This window comes from Phaeovulum sp. (assembly GCF_030684035.1).
Classification (GTDB): Bacteria; Pseudomonadota; Alphaproteobacteria; order Rhodobacterales; family Rhodobacteraceae; genus UBA6213.
The window spans coordinates 37,404-53,253 of sequence record NZ_JAUXPI010000004.1; the positions used below are offsets into that span (position 1 = coordinate 37,404).

At 63.8% G+C, this 15,850-nt stretch carries 13 protein-coding genes; 8 read left to right on the plus strand and 5 right to left on the minus strand.

The genetic code is table 11. The annotated features are described in order from the left end of the window. Positions 1 to 2: 2 nt before the first annotated feature. Positions 3 to 848: a peptidylprolyl isomerase gene (locus Q8J98_RS01655; RefSeq protein WP_305292864.1), complete on the minus strand. Its 846-nt coding sequence runs from the start codon at positions 846 to 848 to the stop codon at positions 3 to 5. Between the two features lie 184 nt (positions 849 to 1,032). Between Q8J98_RS01655 and secA the strand changes: the two genes are divergently transcribed. Together secA and Q8J98_RS01665 are read left to right on the plus strand one after the other, a co-directional pair. Then, positions 1,033 to 3,732, plus strand: coding sequence for a preprotein translocase subunit SecA (gene secA, locus Q8J98_RS01660; RefSeq protein ID WP_305292865.1), 2,700 nt, complete (start codon positions 1,033 to 1,035; stop codon positions 3,730 to 3,732). A 127-nt stretch (positions 3,733 to 3,859) separates the two neighbouring features. After that, on the plus strand, positions 3,860 to 4,771 hold the full coding sequence (locus Q8J98_RS01665) for a hypothetical protein (protein ID WP_305292866.1): 912 nt from the start codon (positions 3,860 to 3,862) through the stop codon (positions 4,769 to 4,771). Here Q8J98_RS01665 and radC read toward each other — a convergent pair. The 4 genes from radC to Q8J98_RS01685 all read right to left on the minus strand — a co-directional run bounded on the left by radC (position 4,762) and on the right by Q8J98_RS01685 (position 9,807). Further along, positions 4,762 to 5,532 (minus strand): DNA repair protein RadC, encoded by a 771-nt coding sequence (radC, locus tag Q8J98_RS01670; protein ID WP_305292867.1) that lies wholly within the window; start codon positions 5,530 to 5,532, stop codon positions 4,762 to 4,764. The two genes, Q8J98_RS01665 and radC, sit on opposite strands and share 10 nt — an antisense overlap. A gap of 87 nt (positions 5,533 to 5,619) precedes the next feature. Further along, positions 5,620 to 6,765 (minus strand): molecular chaperone DnaJ, encoded by a 1,146-nt coding sequence (dnaJ, locus tag Q8J98_RS01675; RefSeq protein WP_305292868.1) that lies wholly within the window; start codon positions 6,763 to 6,765, stop codon positions 5,620 to 5,622. Between the two features lie 68 nt (positions 6,766 to 6,833). After that, positions 6,834 to 8,744: a molecular chaperone DnaK gene (gene dnaK / locus Q8J98_RS01680; protein ID WP_305184556.1), complete on the minus strand. Its 1,911-nt coding sequence runs from the start codon at positions 8,742 to 8,744 to the stop codon at positions 6,834 to 6,836. 241 nt (positions 8,745 to 8,985) lie between these two features. Further along, positions 8,986 to 9,807 (minus strand): ABC transporter permease, encoded by an 822-nt coding sequence (locus tag Q8J98_RS01685; protein WP_305184557.1) that lies wholly within the window; start codon positions 9,805 to 9,807, stop codon positions 8,986 to 8,988. 135 nt (positions 9,808 to 9,942) lie between these two features. Here Q8J98_RS01685 and cysQ point away from each other — a divergent pair, with 135 nt between their 5' ends. From cysQ to Q8J98_RS01715, 6 genes are all read left to right on the plus strand, one after another. Then, positions 9,943 to 10,740 carry a 3'(2'),5'-bisphosphate nucleotidase CysQ gene (gene cysQ, locus Q8J98_RS01690; protein WP_305292906.1) on the plus strand — a complete coding sequence of 266 codons (798 nt, stop codon included), beginning with the start codon at positions 9,943 to 9,945 and terminating at the stop codon, positions 10,738 to 10,740. Next, positions 10,737 to 11,537, plus strand: coding sequence for a 3-deoxy-manno-octulosonate cytidylyltransferase (locus Q8J98_RS01695; protein ID WP_305292869.1), 801 nt, complete (start codon positions 10,737 to 10,739; stop codon positions 11,535 to 11,537). The genes cysQ and Q8J98_RS01695 overlap by 4 nt, the downstream gene beginning before the upstream one ends. Positions 11,538 to 11,700: 163 nt before the next feature. After that, positions 11,701 to 12,594 carry a UTP--glucose-1-phosphate uridylyltransferase GalU gene (galU, locus tag Q8J98_RS01700; protein WP_305292870.1) on the plus strand — a complete coding sequence of 298 codons (894 nt, stop codon included), beginning with the start codon at positions 11,701 to 11,703 and terminating at the stop codon, positions 12,592 to 12,594. 5 nt (positions 12,595 to 12,599) lie between these two features. Beyond that, positions 12,600 to 13,586: a UDP-glucose 4-epimerase GalE gene (gene galE, locus Q8J98_RS01705; protein ID WP_305292871.1), complete on the plus strand. Its 987-nt coding sequence runs from the start codon at positions 12,600 to 12,602 to the stop codon at positions 13,584 to 13,586. Between the two features lie 48 nt (positions 13,587 to 13,634). Beyond that, positions 13,635 to 14,630: a glycosyltransferase family 2 protein gene (locus tag Q8J98_RS01710; protein WP_305292872.1), complete on the plus strand. Its 996-nt coding sequence runs from the start codon at positions 13,635 to 13,637 to the stop codon at positions 14,628 to 14,630. 210 nt (positions 14,631 to 14,840) lie between these two features. After that, positions 14,841 to 15,842, plus strand: coding sequence for a glycosyltransferase family 2 protein (locus Q8J98_RS01715; protein WP_305292873.1), 1,002 nt, complete (start codon positions 14,841 to 14,843; stop codon positions 15,840 to 15,842). Positions 15,843 to 15,850: the final 8 nt, after the last annotated feature.

Genomic DNA, 15,850 nt, shown 5'->3' on the forward strand with positions numbered 1-15,850 from the left:
GCCTATTCGCCCCGCAGCGCGGGGTCTTTCAAGATTGCCTTGTCGATGCCCTCGACCGATTCCACAATCTCGGCCTCGGCAACCGCCTGATCGAGCCGGTTCTGAACGGCATCGTTTTGCAGTTTGTTCACCAGTTCGGCGCGAACCGAGGCAAGCGTGGGCGCATTGGCCAGACGGGTTTCGGAAACCTTGATGAGGTGCCAGCCGTATTCGGTTTGCACCGGACCGCCGATCTGCCCGGCCTCCATCTGCGCCACCGCATCCGCGAAGGGTTCGACCATCACATCGAGGGTGAACCAGCCAAGCGCGCCACCATCGGCGGCCGCGCCGTCGGTTGATTTCAGCCGAGCGATTGCGGCAAAGTCGCCGCCCGCATCAAGCTCGGCACGAATCGCCTTGGCCTCGTCTTCGGTGGCCACCAGAATATGCGCCGCATTGTATTCGCGCACCGGACCGGCAGAGACATATTGCGCCTCGTAGGCGGCGGTAAGTGCTTCGTCGCTGACCGCTGACGATACTGCTTCGTCGAGCATGGTCGAGGCGAGGTAGTTCAGCCGCTGCACCTCGAGCATGTCATGGTCACGCTGGGTCAGCCGGGTTTCGGCGATCTGCGCCAGCGCGGTTTGCTGGATCAGTTGCTGCAAGATGCCGTCGAACAGGATCTCGTCGGGCAGCACCAGATAGCCCTCGGGCAGGCCCGCGCGCAGCGCCGCCATATGCCCGAGCGTGATGTTGGTGCCGTTCACCGTGGCCACCACCGTTTCGGCCGAAAGATCGGCGGCCGAGAGCGGGGCTGAAAGCGCCAGCACCATCGCGCTCGCGGCAAGAAGTTTCGTTCCGAACGACATCAAAGACACTCCCACAATCGCCGCACCTTGCGGCAGCGTTGACACTCTGACAGCAGACCCTTACATCGCCAATGGTTCTCGTGAAGGCCGCACGCCGTTTTGTTCGCAGCCGTTCTAGGCAAGCCCGGACCCGCGGGCAAGACCAGACATCACGGGATTGGTCAGATGAACCTGCGGAGAACACATGCTGGGCTTTGGGACACTCGCGAAAAAGGTTTTTGGCACGCCCAATGACCGCAAGGTGAAATCGGTCCGCCCGCTGGTGGCAAAGATCAACGCGCTCGAGGCCGAATATGCGGCGCTGAGCGACGAGGGCATCAAGGCGAAGACCGAGGAATTCAAGGCCCGCGCGCAGGGCGGCGAAAGCCTTGATGTGCTTTTGCCGGAAGCCTTTGCAAACTGCCGCGAGGCGGCGCGGCGGGCACTGGGCCTGCGCGCCTTCGATGTGCAGCTGAAAGGCGGCATCTTTCTGCATCAGGGCAATATCGCGGAAATGAAGACCGGCGAGGGCAAGACCCTGGTCGCCACCTTCCCCGCCTATCTCAACGCGCTGGCGGGCAAGGGCGTGCATATCGTCACCGTCAACGACTACCTTGCCAAGCGCGACAGCGACTGGATGGGCAAGGTCTATGCACAACTCGGGCTGACCACCGGCGTGGTGGTGCCGTTTCAGGGCGACGCCGAAAAGCGCGCCGCCTATGCCGCCGACATCACCTATGCCACCAACAACGAGCTTGGCTTTGACTATCTGCGCGACAACATGCGCGCCAGCCTGCCCGAAATGGCGCAGCGCGGGCATTTTTACGCGATCGTGGATGAGGTTGACAGCATCCTGATTGACGAGGCGCGCACGCCGCTGATCATTTCCGGCCCAAGCCAGGACCGCAGCGAGCTTTACAAGACGCTCGACCGCTTCATTCCCGAACTTGCGCCCGAGCATTTCAAGCTCGACGAAAAAGCCCGCAACGCGACCTATACCGAAGAGGGCAACGAATTCCTTGAACAGCGACTGCATGCCGAAGGTATTCTGCCGCCCGGACAGACGCTTTATGACCCCGAAAGCACCTCGATCGTGCACCACGTCACCCAGGCCCTGCGCGCGCATACGCTGTTTCACAAAGACCAGAACTATATCGTGCGTGACGACGAGATCATGCTGATCGACGAATTCACCGGTCGGATGATGAAGGGGCGGCGGCTTTCGGACGGGCTGCACCAGGCCATCGAAGCCAAGGAAGGGGTCACGGTTCAGCCGGAAAACGTGACGCTGGCAAGCGTGACGTTCCAGAACTATTTCAGGCTTTACCAGAAGCTTGCGGGGATGACCGGCACCGCGGTTACCGAAGCGGAGGAGTTTTTGGAGATCTACAAGCTCGGGGTGGTCGAAATACCGACCAACCGCCCGGTGGTGCGCAAGGATGACCACGACCACGTTTACCGCACCGCAGCCGAAAAATACGCCGCCGTGGTGGTGGCGATCAAGGAGGCGCATGCCAAGGGCCAGCCGATGCTGGTGGGCACCACCTCGATCGAAAAATCGGAAATGCTGTCGGAAATGCTCAAGGCCGAAGGCCTGCCGCACAACGTGCTCAACGCCCGCCAGCACGAGCAGGAAGCAAAGATCGTCGCCGATGCGGGCAAATTCGGCGGCATCACCATTGCCACCAACATGGCAGGCCGCGGCACCGACATTCAGCTTGGCGGCAATATCGAGATGCAGGTGATGGAGGCGCTGGCCGCCGATCCCGAGGCAGACCCGGTTGCCCTGCGCGCCCGGATCGAGGCCGACCATGCCGACGAAAAGGCGCGGGTGATCGCCGCCGGGGGCCTATTCGTGCTTGCCACCGAGCGCCACGAAAGCCGCCGTATCGACAACCAGCTGCGTGGCCGCTCGGGCCGCCAGGGCGACCCAGGGCGCTCGCTCTTTTACCTGTCGCTTGAAGATGACCTGATGCGCATTTTCGGTTCGGAACGGCTTGACAAGGTGCTCTCGTCGCTCGGCATGAAGGATGGCGAGGCGATCATTCACCCCTGGGTCAACAAATCGCTCGAACGCGCGCAGGCCAAGGTCGAGGCGCGCAACTTCGACATCCGCAAGCACCTGCTCAAATTCGACGACGTGATGAACGACCAGCGCAAGGCAATTTTCAGCCAACGCCGCGAGATCATGGAAACCGAGGATATCGCCGAGATCGCCCGCGACATGCGCTATCAGGTGATCGACGATCAGGTGGACGAATTCCTGCCGCCCAAATCCTACCACGACCAATGGAATTCCGAGGGCCTTCATGCCGCGGTGATTGCCAAGCTGAACCTCGATCTGCCGGTGATCGACTGGGCGCGCGAAGAAGGCGTTGACCAGGAGGCGATGCGCGAGCGGCTGGAGCAGGCAAGCGATGCCGCCGCCGCCGAAAAAGCCGCGATCTTCGGCGAAGAAACCATGCGCGCGATCGAAAAGCAGGTCTTGTTGCAGACCATCGACAGCAAATGGCGCGAACATCTGGTGACGCTGGAACACCTGCGCTCGGTCGTGGGCTTCCGCGGCTACGCCCAGCGCGATCCGCTGAACGAATACAAGACCGAGGCTTTCCAGCTGTTCGAGATGCTGCTTGACGGGTTGCGTAGCGACGTGACCGAGCGGCTTTCGCAAATTCGCCCGGTCAGCCAGGAAGAGCAGCAACGCCTGCTGCGCGAAGCGATCGAGGCGCAACAGGGCCAGCAGCCGCAGGCAGCCGCCGCCACCGCAGGCGCTGCGGCGTTCGTGCCGCTTGTCGCCGGTTTTGACGCCGCCGACCCCGCCACCTGGGGCGACCCTGGCCGCAATGACCCCTGCCCCTGCGGTTCGGGCGAAAAGTTCAAGCACTGCCACGGCCGCCTTGCCTGAAGCCTGATTGCGGCGCGGCGGGCACTTGCACCGAAGCGCCCCGATGCCGCAATGCCTTGCCTGCGCCACGACGGTGCCATTTTTTCCGGTCAGTCTCGCCTCGGTCGCAAGGGCTGAGAGGCAGGACATGCGCAACGCTAGCAAACTGGTTATCGCCGCCGCGGGCATCACGCTTGCGCTTCCAGTCGCATTCCTGCTGTTGCGCGGCTCTCCCGACGCGGTTTCCGCCATTGGAACGGCGGCGGCACCCCCGGCAAGCGTTGCCGCCCCGCCTGAGGCGGTCGCCGCGCTGCCGGTGCTGGCCGCGCTGCCACCCCGCCCGCTGCCGCGCGATGCGGGTGCCACGCTGACCGCCGCCGCGCGTGCAACCCAGCCCAGCTGCGCCGCCGCAAGCCTGCGCGTCGAGACCGCCGCCGCGGCCATGCTCTCGGTCCGGCTGAGCGCGCCCTGCCTGCCGGGCGCAAGGGTCGAGCTGCGTCACGGTGCCCTGGCCTTCGCGGTGCTTACCGATACCGGCGGCATTTTCGAGGGCCGGATTCCGGCGCTGACCCGCGAGGCGACGGTGCAGGCAACCTTGCCGGACGGGGCCCGGCTTGCCGCCTCGGCACTGGTCGGCACCCTTGATACCGTCGAGCGGACCGCGCTCGTTGCCGGAGCCTCGGGGGCGCTGCACCTCAACGCATTCGAGAATGGGGCGGGTTTTGGCGATGCCGGGCACCGGCACCCGGCCGCGCCGGGCACGCCGGGCACCGGGCCGGGCGGCTATCTGACCTATCTCGGCGATGCAGCCGCGCGCCCGGCGCTATTCGCCGAGGTCTATTCCGCCGCCGCAGGCCAGCCTGAAGCGCAGCTTGCGATAGAGGCCGAGCTGACTGCCGCCACCTGCGGCACCGACCTTGCCGCAAGCGTGCTGCGCGCGGGCAAGTCCGCGCCGCTGGCGATCACCATTGCCATGCCCGCCTGCGACGGAATCGAGGGCGCGGTGCTGCTGCCCCTGCCTGCCACCCCGGTGGCGCTTGCCGCGGTCGATCAGAGATAGCCCTGGGCGCGAAAGCTCAGCTCGCGGCTTTTGCCGATGATCAGGTGATCGTGCAGTACCAGCCCAAGCGCCTCTGCCGCCTCCCGTACCCGCGTGGTCATGTCGATATCGGCGTCGGAGGGCGTCGGGTCGCCTGAGGGGTGGTTGTGAACCAGGATCAGCGCCGAGGCGTTCAGCTCCAGCGCCCGCTTCACCACCTCGCGCGGATAGACCGGCACATGGTCAACGGTGCCGCGCGCCTGCTCCTCATCGGCGATCAGCACATTCTTGCGGTCAAGGTAGAGCACGCGGAACTGTTCGGTCTCGCGGTGCGCCATCGCGGTGTGGCAATAATCCAGAAGCGCATCCCAGCTGGACAGCACCTGCCGGTGCATGATGCGCGCGCGCGCCATCCGATGCGCCACCGCCTCGATCAGCTTCAACTCCTGCACCACCGCCTCGCCCACGCCTTCCACTTCGGCCAGCCGGGCGGGGGGCGCGGAAAGCACGCGGTTCACATCGCCAAACGTATCGAGCAAGCAGCGCGCCAGCGGCTTTACGTCCTGGCGTGGAATGGCGCGGAACAGCAGCAGTTCAAGCAATTCGTATTCCGGCATCGCCCCGGCCCCGCCCTGCATGAACCGCGCTCGCAGCCGCTGGCGATGGTCGCGGATATACGAGGGAAGCCGCGCACCGGGAGCCAGCACCACCGCCTCCGCCTCATCGCCATCAGGCGCGAACAGCGGCAGCGGGCGTTCGGTAAAGGCGGGGTCACGGGGCATGCCGCAATGCTCGCCCGGCATGGTTTAGGAATGGTTAACTCCGCCCTGCTTCAGACCAAATATCCCCGCCGGAGGCGCCTGCAGGGCTCAGCCCTTCATCGCCGCCCAGAAGCTTTTCACCTTCTTGAAGAACGAGGCGGTTTCGGGGTTGTTGTCGGCGTCGATCTTGTCGAATTCGCGCAGTATCTCGCGCTGCCGACCGGTCAGGTTCACCGGGGTTTCCACTGCCAGCTCGATCACCATGTCGCCCGCCTGGCCACCGCCGCGCAGCGCCGGCATGCCCTTGCCGCGCAACCGCATCTGGCGGCCAGACTGGCTGCCTGCGGGGATCTTTACCAGGCTGCGGCCGCCCTCGATGGTCGGCACCTCGACCTCGCCGCCAAGCGCCGCGCTCGCCATGCTGACCGGCACCCGGCAAAACAGCGTCGCCCCGTCGCGCTGAAAGATCGTGTGCTCGCGCACTTCGATGAAGATGTAGAGGTCGCCCGAAGGGCCGCCGCGCCCGCCCGCCTCGCCTTCACCGGCAAGGCGAATGCGGGTGCCGGTTTCGACCCCGGCGGGAATGTTGACCTGTAGCGTGCGGTCTTTCTCAAGCCGCCCCGCGCCGTGGCAGGTGCGGCAGGGGTTCTTGATCACATGACCAGCACCGTTGCAGGTGGGACAGGTCCGTTCGACGGTGAAAAAGCCGTTCTGCGCGCGCACCTTACCCATGCCCGAGCAGGTCGGGCAGGTGGCAGGCTCGGCCCCGCCCTCGGCACCGGTGCCATTGCAGGCGGTGCAGGCGTGCGAGCCGGGCACGGTGATCGATTTCGGCACCCCGGCATAGGCCTCTTCCAGCGTCACCCGCAAATTGTAGCGCAGATCGGATCCGCGGCTGGCGCGGCCGCGGCCGGCCTGACCGCCGCGGCCACCCATGAAATCGCCAAAGAGGTCCTCGAACACGTCGGAAAAGGCCGAGGCGAAATCGCCCTGACCGCCGGCACCGGGGTGCCCGCCACCCATGCCGCCTTCAAACGCCGCATGGCCAAAACGGTCATAGGCCGCCTTGCGCTGCTCGTCTTTCAGCACGTCGTAGGCCTCGTTCACCTCTTTGAATCTGGCCTCGGCATCGGGGCTTGTCTGGTTGCGGTCGGGGTGAAGCTCTTTTGCCTTGCCGCGGTAGGCCTTTTTGATCTCTTCGGCGGTGGCGCCGCGTGAGAGGCCAAGAACCTCGTAGAAATCTCGTTTTGCCATGAGCCGCCCCTATCGGGAGCCCTGCCCCGGCCACCGCTTGCGCGGGGCCGGGGCGCGGGTTCCAGCGCTTACTTGCGCTTTTTGTCGCCAAGATCCTCGAAGTCGGCATCGACGATATCATCATCGACCCCATGCGGCGCATCTTCGTCGGCGGCGGCTTCGCCAGCGGCGGCCGAGGCCTTGTAGATCGCTTCGCCAAGCTTCATCGCGGCGTCGGTGAGGTTCTGCACACCGCCCTTGATCTTGCCGACATCCTCGGTTTTCAGCGTCTCCTCAAGCGCCTTCATCGCCAGTTCGATCACTTCGACGGTCGAGCCATCGACCTTGTCGCCATGTTCATCAAGCGATTTCTTGGTCGAATGCAGCAGGCTTTCGGCGTGGTTGCGGGTTTCCACCAGCTCCTTGCGATTGCGGTCGGATTCGGCGTTGGCCTCGGCATCCTTCACCATCTTGTCGATCTCGGCGTCGGTCAGACCGCCCGAGGCCTGAATGGTGATCTGCTGGGCCTTGCCGGTGCCCTTGTCCTTGGCGTTGACCGAGACGATGCCGTTCGCATCGATGTCGAACGTCACCTCGATCTGCGGCAGGCCGCGCGGGGCGGGCGGGATATCTTCAAGGTTGAACATGCCGAGCATCTTGTTGTCGGCCGCCATTTCGCGCTCGCCCTGGAAAACCCGGATGGTGACCGCGTTCTGGTTATCTTCGGCGGTCGAGAACACCTGGCTTTTCTTGGTCGGGATCGTGGTGTTGCGGTCGATCAGGCGGGTGAAGACGCCGCCCAGGGTTTCGATGCCGAGCGACAGCGGCGTGACATCAAGAAGCACCACATCCTTCACGTCGCCTTGCAGCACGCCCGCCTGAATAGCGGCTCCCAGCGCCACCACCTCATCGGGGTTGACGCCCTTGTGCGGCTCCTTGCCGAAGAAGGCGGTGACTTCTTCCACCACCTTGGGCATCCGGGTCATGCCGCCGACAAGCACCACCTCGTCGATGTCGGCCTTGCTCACGCCGGCATCTTTCAGCGCGGCGGCGCAGGGCTTGAGCGAGGCCTTGATGAGGTCGCCCACGAGGCTTTCCAGCTTGGCGCGGGTCAGCTTCATCACCATGTGCAAGGGCGTGCCGGATTGCGCGTTCATCGAGATGAAGGGCTGGTTGATTTCGGTCTGCTGGCTTGAGGAAAGCTCGATCTTGGCTTTTTCCGCCGCCTCTTTCAGGCGCTGAAGCGCCATCTTGTCGCCGGTGAGATCAACGCCATGCTCCTTGCGGAATTCATCGGCGAGGTAGTTGACGATGCGCATGTCGAAATCTTCGCCACCCAGGAAGGTGTCGCCGTTGGTCGATTTCACCTCGAAGAGGCCATCGTCGATTTCCAGAATGGTGATGTCGAAGGTGCCGCCGCCGAGGTCATAAACCGCGATGGTCTTCGATTCCTTCTTGTCGAGCCCATAGGCGAGCGCCGCCGCGGTGGGTTCGTTGATGATCCGCAGCACCTCGAGCCCGGCGATCTTGCCGGCGTCCTTGGTGGCCTGCCGCTGGGCATCGTTGAAATAGGCAGGCACGGTGATGACCGCCTGCGTGACTTCTTCGCCCAGATAGCTTTCGGCGGTTTCCTTCATCTTCTGGAGGATCACGGCGGAGACCTGCGCGGGCGAGTATTTCTGGCCCCGCACCTCGACCCAGGCATCGCCATTGCCGCCATCGACGATGGTGTAGGGCACCAGCTTGCGGTCCTTTTCAACCTCGGCGTCGGTGACGCGGCGGCCGATCAGGCGTTTGACGGCGAAGATCGTGTTGGTGGCGTTGGTGACCGCCTGGCGCTTGGCCGACTGGCCGACCAGACGCTCGGTTTCGGTATAGGCGACGATCGACGGCGTGGTGCGCGCGCCTTCCGAGTTTTCGATGACGCGGGGCTGGGCACCATCCATGATGGCGACGCAGCTGTTGGTGGTTCCGAGGTCGATGCCGATGACTTTGGCCATGATGTAACCCTTTTCTCGCGGCGATGTTTATGGATGACAGGCCCGAGCACGGCCCCTGCCCTCCGATCCCAGGTTTTGAATACGATCCGGCGCGAGGCTTTGCCCGCTCCGGCTTCTGGGCGTATATAAGGAGGGGTCAAGCGCCCTGCAAGCGCCCTGCGACTGCGAAAAACGGCTGCCATGCACCGCATTTCGTGACGAGTATCGCGGCAAACCCGGCTGCACGCGACTTCGGCATGGGTCAGCGCCGCGCGCCCCAGCTTACCGAAGCATACTGGCGGGTATAGAACTCTCCCATCAGCCCGATCATCAAAAGCGCAAGGCCGACATAGAGCGGATAGGTCCAGCTTGAGTAATGCGGGTTGTAGTTGATGAAGACATAGCCGCGCGCCTGATCGATGGTGTGAAACAGCGGGTTCCAGTCAAACAGCTTCAGCATCGTGTAGGAAAGCGTGTTGGCCAGAAACATCTTGCCCGAAGCGATCATGTTGGCGCGGCTGTAAAGCTGCTGGATCACCCCGACCGCGTTCGGGGCCCAGGGCTTTGCCGCCAGAAGCACGGTGCCGATGGCCGCGCCGGTGAACCACGACAAAAGCAGCATGCCATAAGCCTCGATCGGCCGATCGATGCTGATCGGGGTGAAGGCGACGTGGTAGATGAACAGCACCACCAGAAGCGACAGCGTCTGGATGTAAAGCACGCCAAGCGCCGCCGAGCCGATGGTGACCGCCGTGGTCATCGGCGCATGCTTCATCATCGCCGAAGTCGGCCCCTCGGCTCCGGCCACCGCGCCCAGCGCCTTGGTGTGGGTCAGGAACAGGAAGATGCCCGACATGATGTAAAGCAGAAAGTCGCCGCGCACCGCGGAACCACGCATACCCAGAATGTCGAACATCACATAGAACACCGCGACCAGAACGATGGTCTGCATCATGTTCATGACCAGCCCGAGCATCGCATTGCCGTGGCTTTTGCGGATCGAGCGCACGGTGGCGTGGTAGATCAGCCCGAGAATGCTGAACCCGGTGCCGATCTTGCCTTTGCGTCGCTGCGGCGTAAACATGGCCTGCCCGTTTCTGCCGCGATGGCGGCCCTGCCTGCACCCTTGCCGGGAAACCTTGCCGATCCCTTGATGGCAGATCATAAAGTGAATGCCTCGGCGGATCAACGCCAGCCGCCGATTTCGGAGAACCCCGCGATGGACCATGAAAAACTTGCGACCATCATGCGCCGCCTGGCCTTGGATGCGGGCGACCGGATCATGGACATTTACGTTTCAGCTGATTTCGCGGTGCGCGCCAAGTCCGATTCCAGCCCGATAACCGAGGCCGACGAAGTTGCGGATGCGCTGATCTCGGCAGGGTTGCGGGCGGCGTTTCCGGGCGTGGCGCTGATTACCGAAGAACAGGCCGCAAGCCACGGGCAAAGCGCGGATACGTTTCTGATTGTCGATCCGCTGGACGGCACCAAGGAATTCGTGCAGCGGCGCGGCGATTTCACCGTGAACATCGCCTATGTGGAAAACGGTGTGCCGCTGCGCGGCATCGTCTATGCCCCGGCGAAGGGCAGGCTTTTCTATACGCTCGCCGATGGTCGCAGCGTTGAGGAGATCGGCCCCTTTGCCAAGGAAGCCCCCGGCGAGCAGCGGCCGATTTCGGTTTCGATACCCGACAACCGCGCGCTGATGGTGGTCGCCTCGAAATCGCACCGCGATCAGGCAACTGACGATTACATTGCGTCTTACGGGGTGCAGGACATGACGAGCGCCGGGTCGAGCCTCAAGTTCTGTCTGGTGGCGACCGGCGAGGCCGACCTTTACCCGCGTCTGGGGCGCACCATGGAATGGGACACGGCGGCGGGCGATGCGGTGCTGCGCGGGGCCGGCGGCGTGGTGGTGCGGTTTGATGACCACACGCCGCTCAGCTATGGCAAGCCCGGCTTCGAGAACCCGTTTTTCATTGCCTATGCCCCCGGCGTGCTGCTGGTGCAGCCATGAGCGTGCTGATCGTCATTCCCGCCCGCTATGCCTCAAGCCGCTATCCGGGCAAGCCGCTGGTCAGCCTGCGTGGTGCCGGTGGCGCGGCGAAAACCCTGATCCGGCGCAGTTGGGATGCGGCAATGGCGGTGCAGGGCGTGGCGCGCGTGGTGGTGGCGACCGACGCGGGAAGCATTCGCGCCGAGGCCGAAAGCTTTGGTGCCGAGGTGGTGATGACCTCGCCCGAATGCGCCAATGGCACCGAGCGCTGCGCCGAGGCGCTGGCATTGCTGGGCGGTGGCCATGACATCGTGGTGAACCTGCAAGGCGATGCGCCGCTGACCCCGCCGTGGTTCGTCGAGGAACTGGTCGCGGGGTTGCGCGCCGATGCCGAGGCCGAATTGGCGACCCCGGTGCTGCGTTGCGAGGGGGCGATGCTGTCTTCGCTGCGCGCCGACCGCGCGGCGGGGCGGGTGGGCGGCACCACGGCGGTTTTCGGCACCGGCAACCGGGGTCTCTATTTCTCCAAGGAAGTGATCCCCTATACTGGGCGCGACTATGCGCCCGAGGCCCCGACACCGGTGTTTCACCATGTCGGCGTTTACGCCTACCGGCCGGAAACGCTGCTGGCCTATTCGGGATGGAAAGTCGGGCCGCTGGAAACGCTGGAAGGGCTGGAACAGCTTCGTTTCCTGGAAAACGGCCGCCGCGTGCTTTGCGTTGAGGTCGAGGCGCGGGGGCGGCAGTTCTGGGAGTTGAACAACCCCACCGACGTGCCGCGGATCGAGGCGATGATGGCGGCAATGGGCCTGAACTAGCGCCCCTGCCTGCCCGCACGGCGCAATTCGTGGAAACTGCGCATCATTTTTCGTAATTTCCTTGCGATTTTTGCCGCGCGCTTGCCAAAAATCCACCAAGCGGGTTTAAAGGGACAGGGTCAGTGGAAACCGCCCGCGATGAGGCGGAACAAACAGGTGTACGATGAAGCGCAAGGTTACCAAGGCGATCTTTCCGGTCGCGGGTATGGGCACCCGTTTTCTGCCCGCGACAAAATCCATTCCCAAGGAAATCATGACGCTGGTGGATCGACCGTTGATCCAATACGCGATCGACGAGGCGCGGGCAGCGGGCATCCGCGAGTTCATCTTTGTCACCTCGCGCGGCAAATCGGCGCTGGAGGATTACTTCGACGACGCGCCCGAGCTTGAAAATGCCCTGCGCAAGGCGGGCAAGACCGCGATGCTGGAGATGCTGAAGACCACCAACATGGATAGCGGCGCGATTGCCTATGTGCGGCAAAACCGCGCACTCGGGCTTGGCCATGCAGTCTGGTGCGCGCGCCGGCTGGTGGGCAACGAGCCTTTCGCGGTGATCCTGACGGATGACGTGATCGCCGCCGAAAAGCCCTGCCTGCAACAGATGATGGAAGCCTATGCCGAGACCGGCGGCAACATGGTTGCCATCATGGAAGTGCCGCCGGAGAAGGCTTCATCCTACGGTATTCTCGACGTCGCCGACGACATGGGCGCGATCGTGCGCGCCCGCGGCATGGTCGAAAAGCCCGCGCCTGCGGACGCGCCTTCGAACCTCGCGGTGATCGGGCGCTACATCCTGACGCCAAGGATCATGCAGCACCTGCACCGGCTGAAGGCAGGGACGGGCGGCGAGATTCAGCTGACCGACGCGATTGCCGAAGAAATTGCGCAAGGCGACCCGGTTTACGGCTTCCGCTTTCGTGGCCAGCGGTTCGACTGCGGATCAAAGCCCGGCTTCCTGCAAGCGACCGTGGCCTTTGGCCTGGCGCGTGACGATCTGCGCGAGGAATTTGCGCAGTATCTCGCGCATATGACTGCAGTGCAGAAGGCCGCCGAGTAAGGCGCATGGCGAAACATGTATTGGTCACCGGCGGCGCAGGCTACATCGGCTCGCACGCGTGCAAGGTGCTGGCCGCCCAGGGCTATGTGCCGGTGAGCTACGACAGCCTGGTGACCGGCTGGCGCGAGGCGGTGAAGTTCGGGCCGTTCGAGCAGGGCGAGCTTGCCGACCGCCGCGCGCTCGATGCGGTTTTCGCGCGCTGGCAGCCAGTGGCGGTCATGCATTTCGCGGCGCTGAGCCAGGTTGGCGAGGCGATGGCCGACCCCGGCCTTTACTGGCGCCACAATGTGCTTTCGTCGCTGACGCTGATCGAGGCGACGCTGGCGGCAGGGTGCCGCAACTTCGTGTTCTCCTCGACCTGCGCAACTTACGGCGACCATGACGGGGTGCTGCTTGACGAAGACACCGCGCAGGTGCCGCTAAACGCCTATGGCGCATCAAAGCTGGCAATCGAGCACATGCTGCGGGATTTTGGCGCGGCGCAGGGGCTGCAAAGCGTGATATTTCGGTATTTCAACGTGGCCGGGGCCGACCCCGAGGCCGAGCTGGGCGAGTTTCACCGGCCCGAGACGCATCTGGTGCCGCTGCTGCTTGAGGCGATCGACGGGCGGCGGGCCGAACTGACGCTCCATGGCACCGATTACCCCACCCGCGACGGCACCTGCGTGCGCGATTATGTGCATGTGATGGACCTTGCCGAGGCGCATTTGCTGGGGCTGCAATGGCTGGAGGCGGGCCGGGGAAGCCGGGTTTTCTGCCTTGGCAGCGGCACCGGGTTTTCGGTGCGAGAGGTGATCGAGGCGGCGCGCGGGGTGACCAACCGGCCGGTGCCGGTGACCCATGGCCCGCGCCGGGCGGGCGACGCGGTATCTCTGGTGTCGGGTTCGGCGCGCGCCATGGCCGAACTTGGCTGGCGGCCCACCCGCTCGACCATGCCGGCGATGATCACCGACGCCTGGCGCTGGATGCAATCGGGTCATTACGAAAGCTAGGCCGACATGGGTGGCAGCTTGCGGCAGAGGATGCGGGAGCTTCGGGTCATGCTGCGGCTCAGGCTGAAGCGGCAGCGGCTGCTCTGGCGGTCGTTCCGCTCGCGCCACCGGCTTCGCGCCGTAGCCGACCGCACGCAGCAGATCGGCCGCGACGACATTCTGGCCTTTGCCTGCGTGCGCAACGAGGCGGTGCGGCTGCCGTGGTTCCTCAGCCATCACCGCGCGCTTGGGGTGCAGCATTTCCTTTTTGTCGATAATGCCAGCGACGACGGCAGCCGCGACTTTCTGGCGGGCGAGCCCGATTGCTCGGTCTGGACCACGGGTGCAAGCTACAAGGCCTCGCGCTTTGGCCTTGACTGGGTGAACTGGCTTTTGATGCATTATGGCCACGGCCATTGGTGCCTGACGCTTGATGCCGACGAGGCCTTCATCTACCCGCGGCACGACACGCTGCCGCTGCGCGCGCTGACCGAAAGGCTGGATGCGGAGGGCACCCGGGCGTTTGGCGCGCTGATGCTTGACATGTACCCAAAGGGGCCGCTTGACGCCGCGCCCTACCGGATGGGCGACGACCCGTTTGCAACCCTGCGCTGGTTCGATGCGGGCAACTACACGGTGCTGCACAAGCCCTTGCTGCGCTGCCAATGGGTGCAGGGCGGTGCGCGGGCACGGCTGTTCTTTGCCGACGAGCCGCGCCGCGCGCCGACGCTGAACAAGATTCCGCTGGTGAAATGGCACCGGCGTTTTGCCTATGTGAATTCCACCCATTCGCTGCTGCCACGGCAGCTTAACCAGATGCATGACGCGGCGGGGCTGCCGCTTGCCTCGGGCGTGCTGCTGCATTCCAAGTTCCTGCCCACGATCATCGCCAAATCGCGCGAGGAAAAGACCCGGCGCGAGCATTTCGGCGAGGCGGAGGCGTTTGATGCCTATTACGACGGGTTGATTGCCAACCCAGACCTCTGGCACGAGGCGGCTTGCGAATATGCGGGATGGCGGCAGCTTGTCGCACTTGGGCTGATGCACGAAGGCAACGCGCGCTGAGCAACCAAGGGCATATTTGTTTCTGCTTGGAATACAGTTGTTTACGCAACCGGCATGAATGCATATTCTTGGAAACGACGCAAACGGCGGACACAGCAGCAAGACCCCGGGCATTCCCATCAGGCAATTGAGGGATTTGTTAAGCATAACGGGGCCAGAATACGCCGTGCCGCAGGGGCAAAGCGAGGGTGGGGCAAGGGCTTGGGCTGGATGCAATCATATCGCCTGCGGCTGAAGCGCAGGCGGCTGTTGCTGCGGGCCTTGCGAAAACGCCACGCCCTGAAACCCGTGGCGCGGCGCACCGACGCGATCAGGCCCGACGACATTCTGCTGTTTGCCACGCTGCGCAACGAGCGGGTGCGGTTGCCATGGTTCCTGCGCTATTACCGCGAGCTTGGCATCAACCATTTCCTGATCGTCGATAACGACAGTGACGATGGCTCGCGCGAATATCTCGCCGCGCAAAAGGATGTTTCGCTCTGGCACACCACCGCCAGCTACAAGGGTTCGCGCTACGGCATGGACTGGATGAACTGGCTGCTCGCGCGCTATGGCCACCGGCACTGGACACTGACGGTCGATCCCGATGAATTCCTCGTCTTTCCGTTCTGCGATACCCGGCCGATCCGGGCGTTGACAGACTGGCTTGACACCTACGAGATCCGCTCGTTTCCGGCGATGCTGCTGGACATGTATCCCAAGGGGCCGATCGATGCGCAACCCTACCGCGAGGGGCAGAACCCGCTTGACATCGCGCAGTGGTTCGATAGCGGCGATTATACCATTTCGCGCAACCGAGAGTTCAACAACCTCTGGATTCAGGGCGGCCCACGGGCGCGGATGTTCTTTGCCGATGACCCCCACAATGCGCCGTCGCTGAACAAGATTCCGTTGGTGAAATGGCAGCGGCGCTATGCCTACGCCTCTTCCACCCACATGTTGCTGCCGCGCGGGTTGAACGTGGTGTTTGACGACTGGGGCGGCGAAAAGGTTTCGGGCTGCCTGCTGCATGCCAAGTTCATCTCGCCGCTGACCGCCAAGGTTTCAGAGGAGCTTGAGCGGCGCGAGCATTTTGCCGGCTCGCGTGAATACATGGTCTATTCCGAGCAGCTTTCGACCGAGCCTGACCTCTGGTGCAAATGGAGCGAAAAATACATCAACTGGAGGCAGCTGGAGATATTGGGGCTGATGTCGAAGGGCAACTGGGCATGAGGAGACGC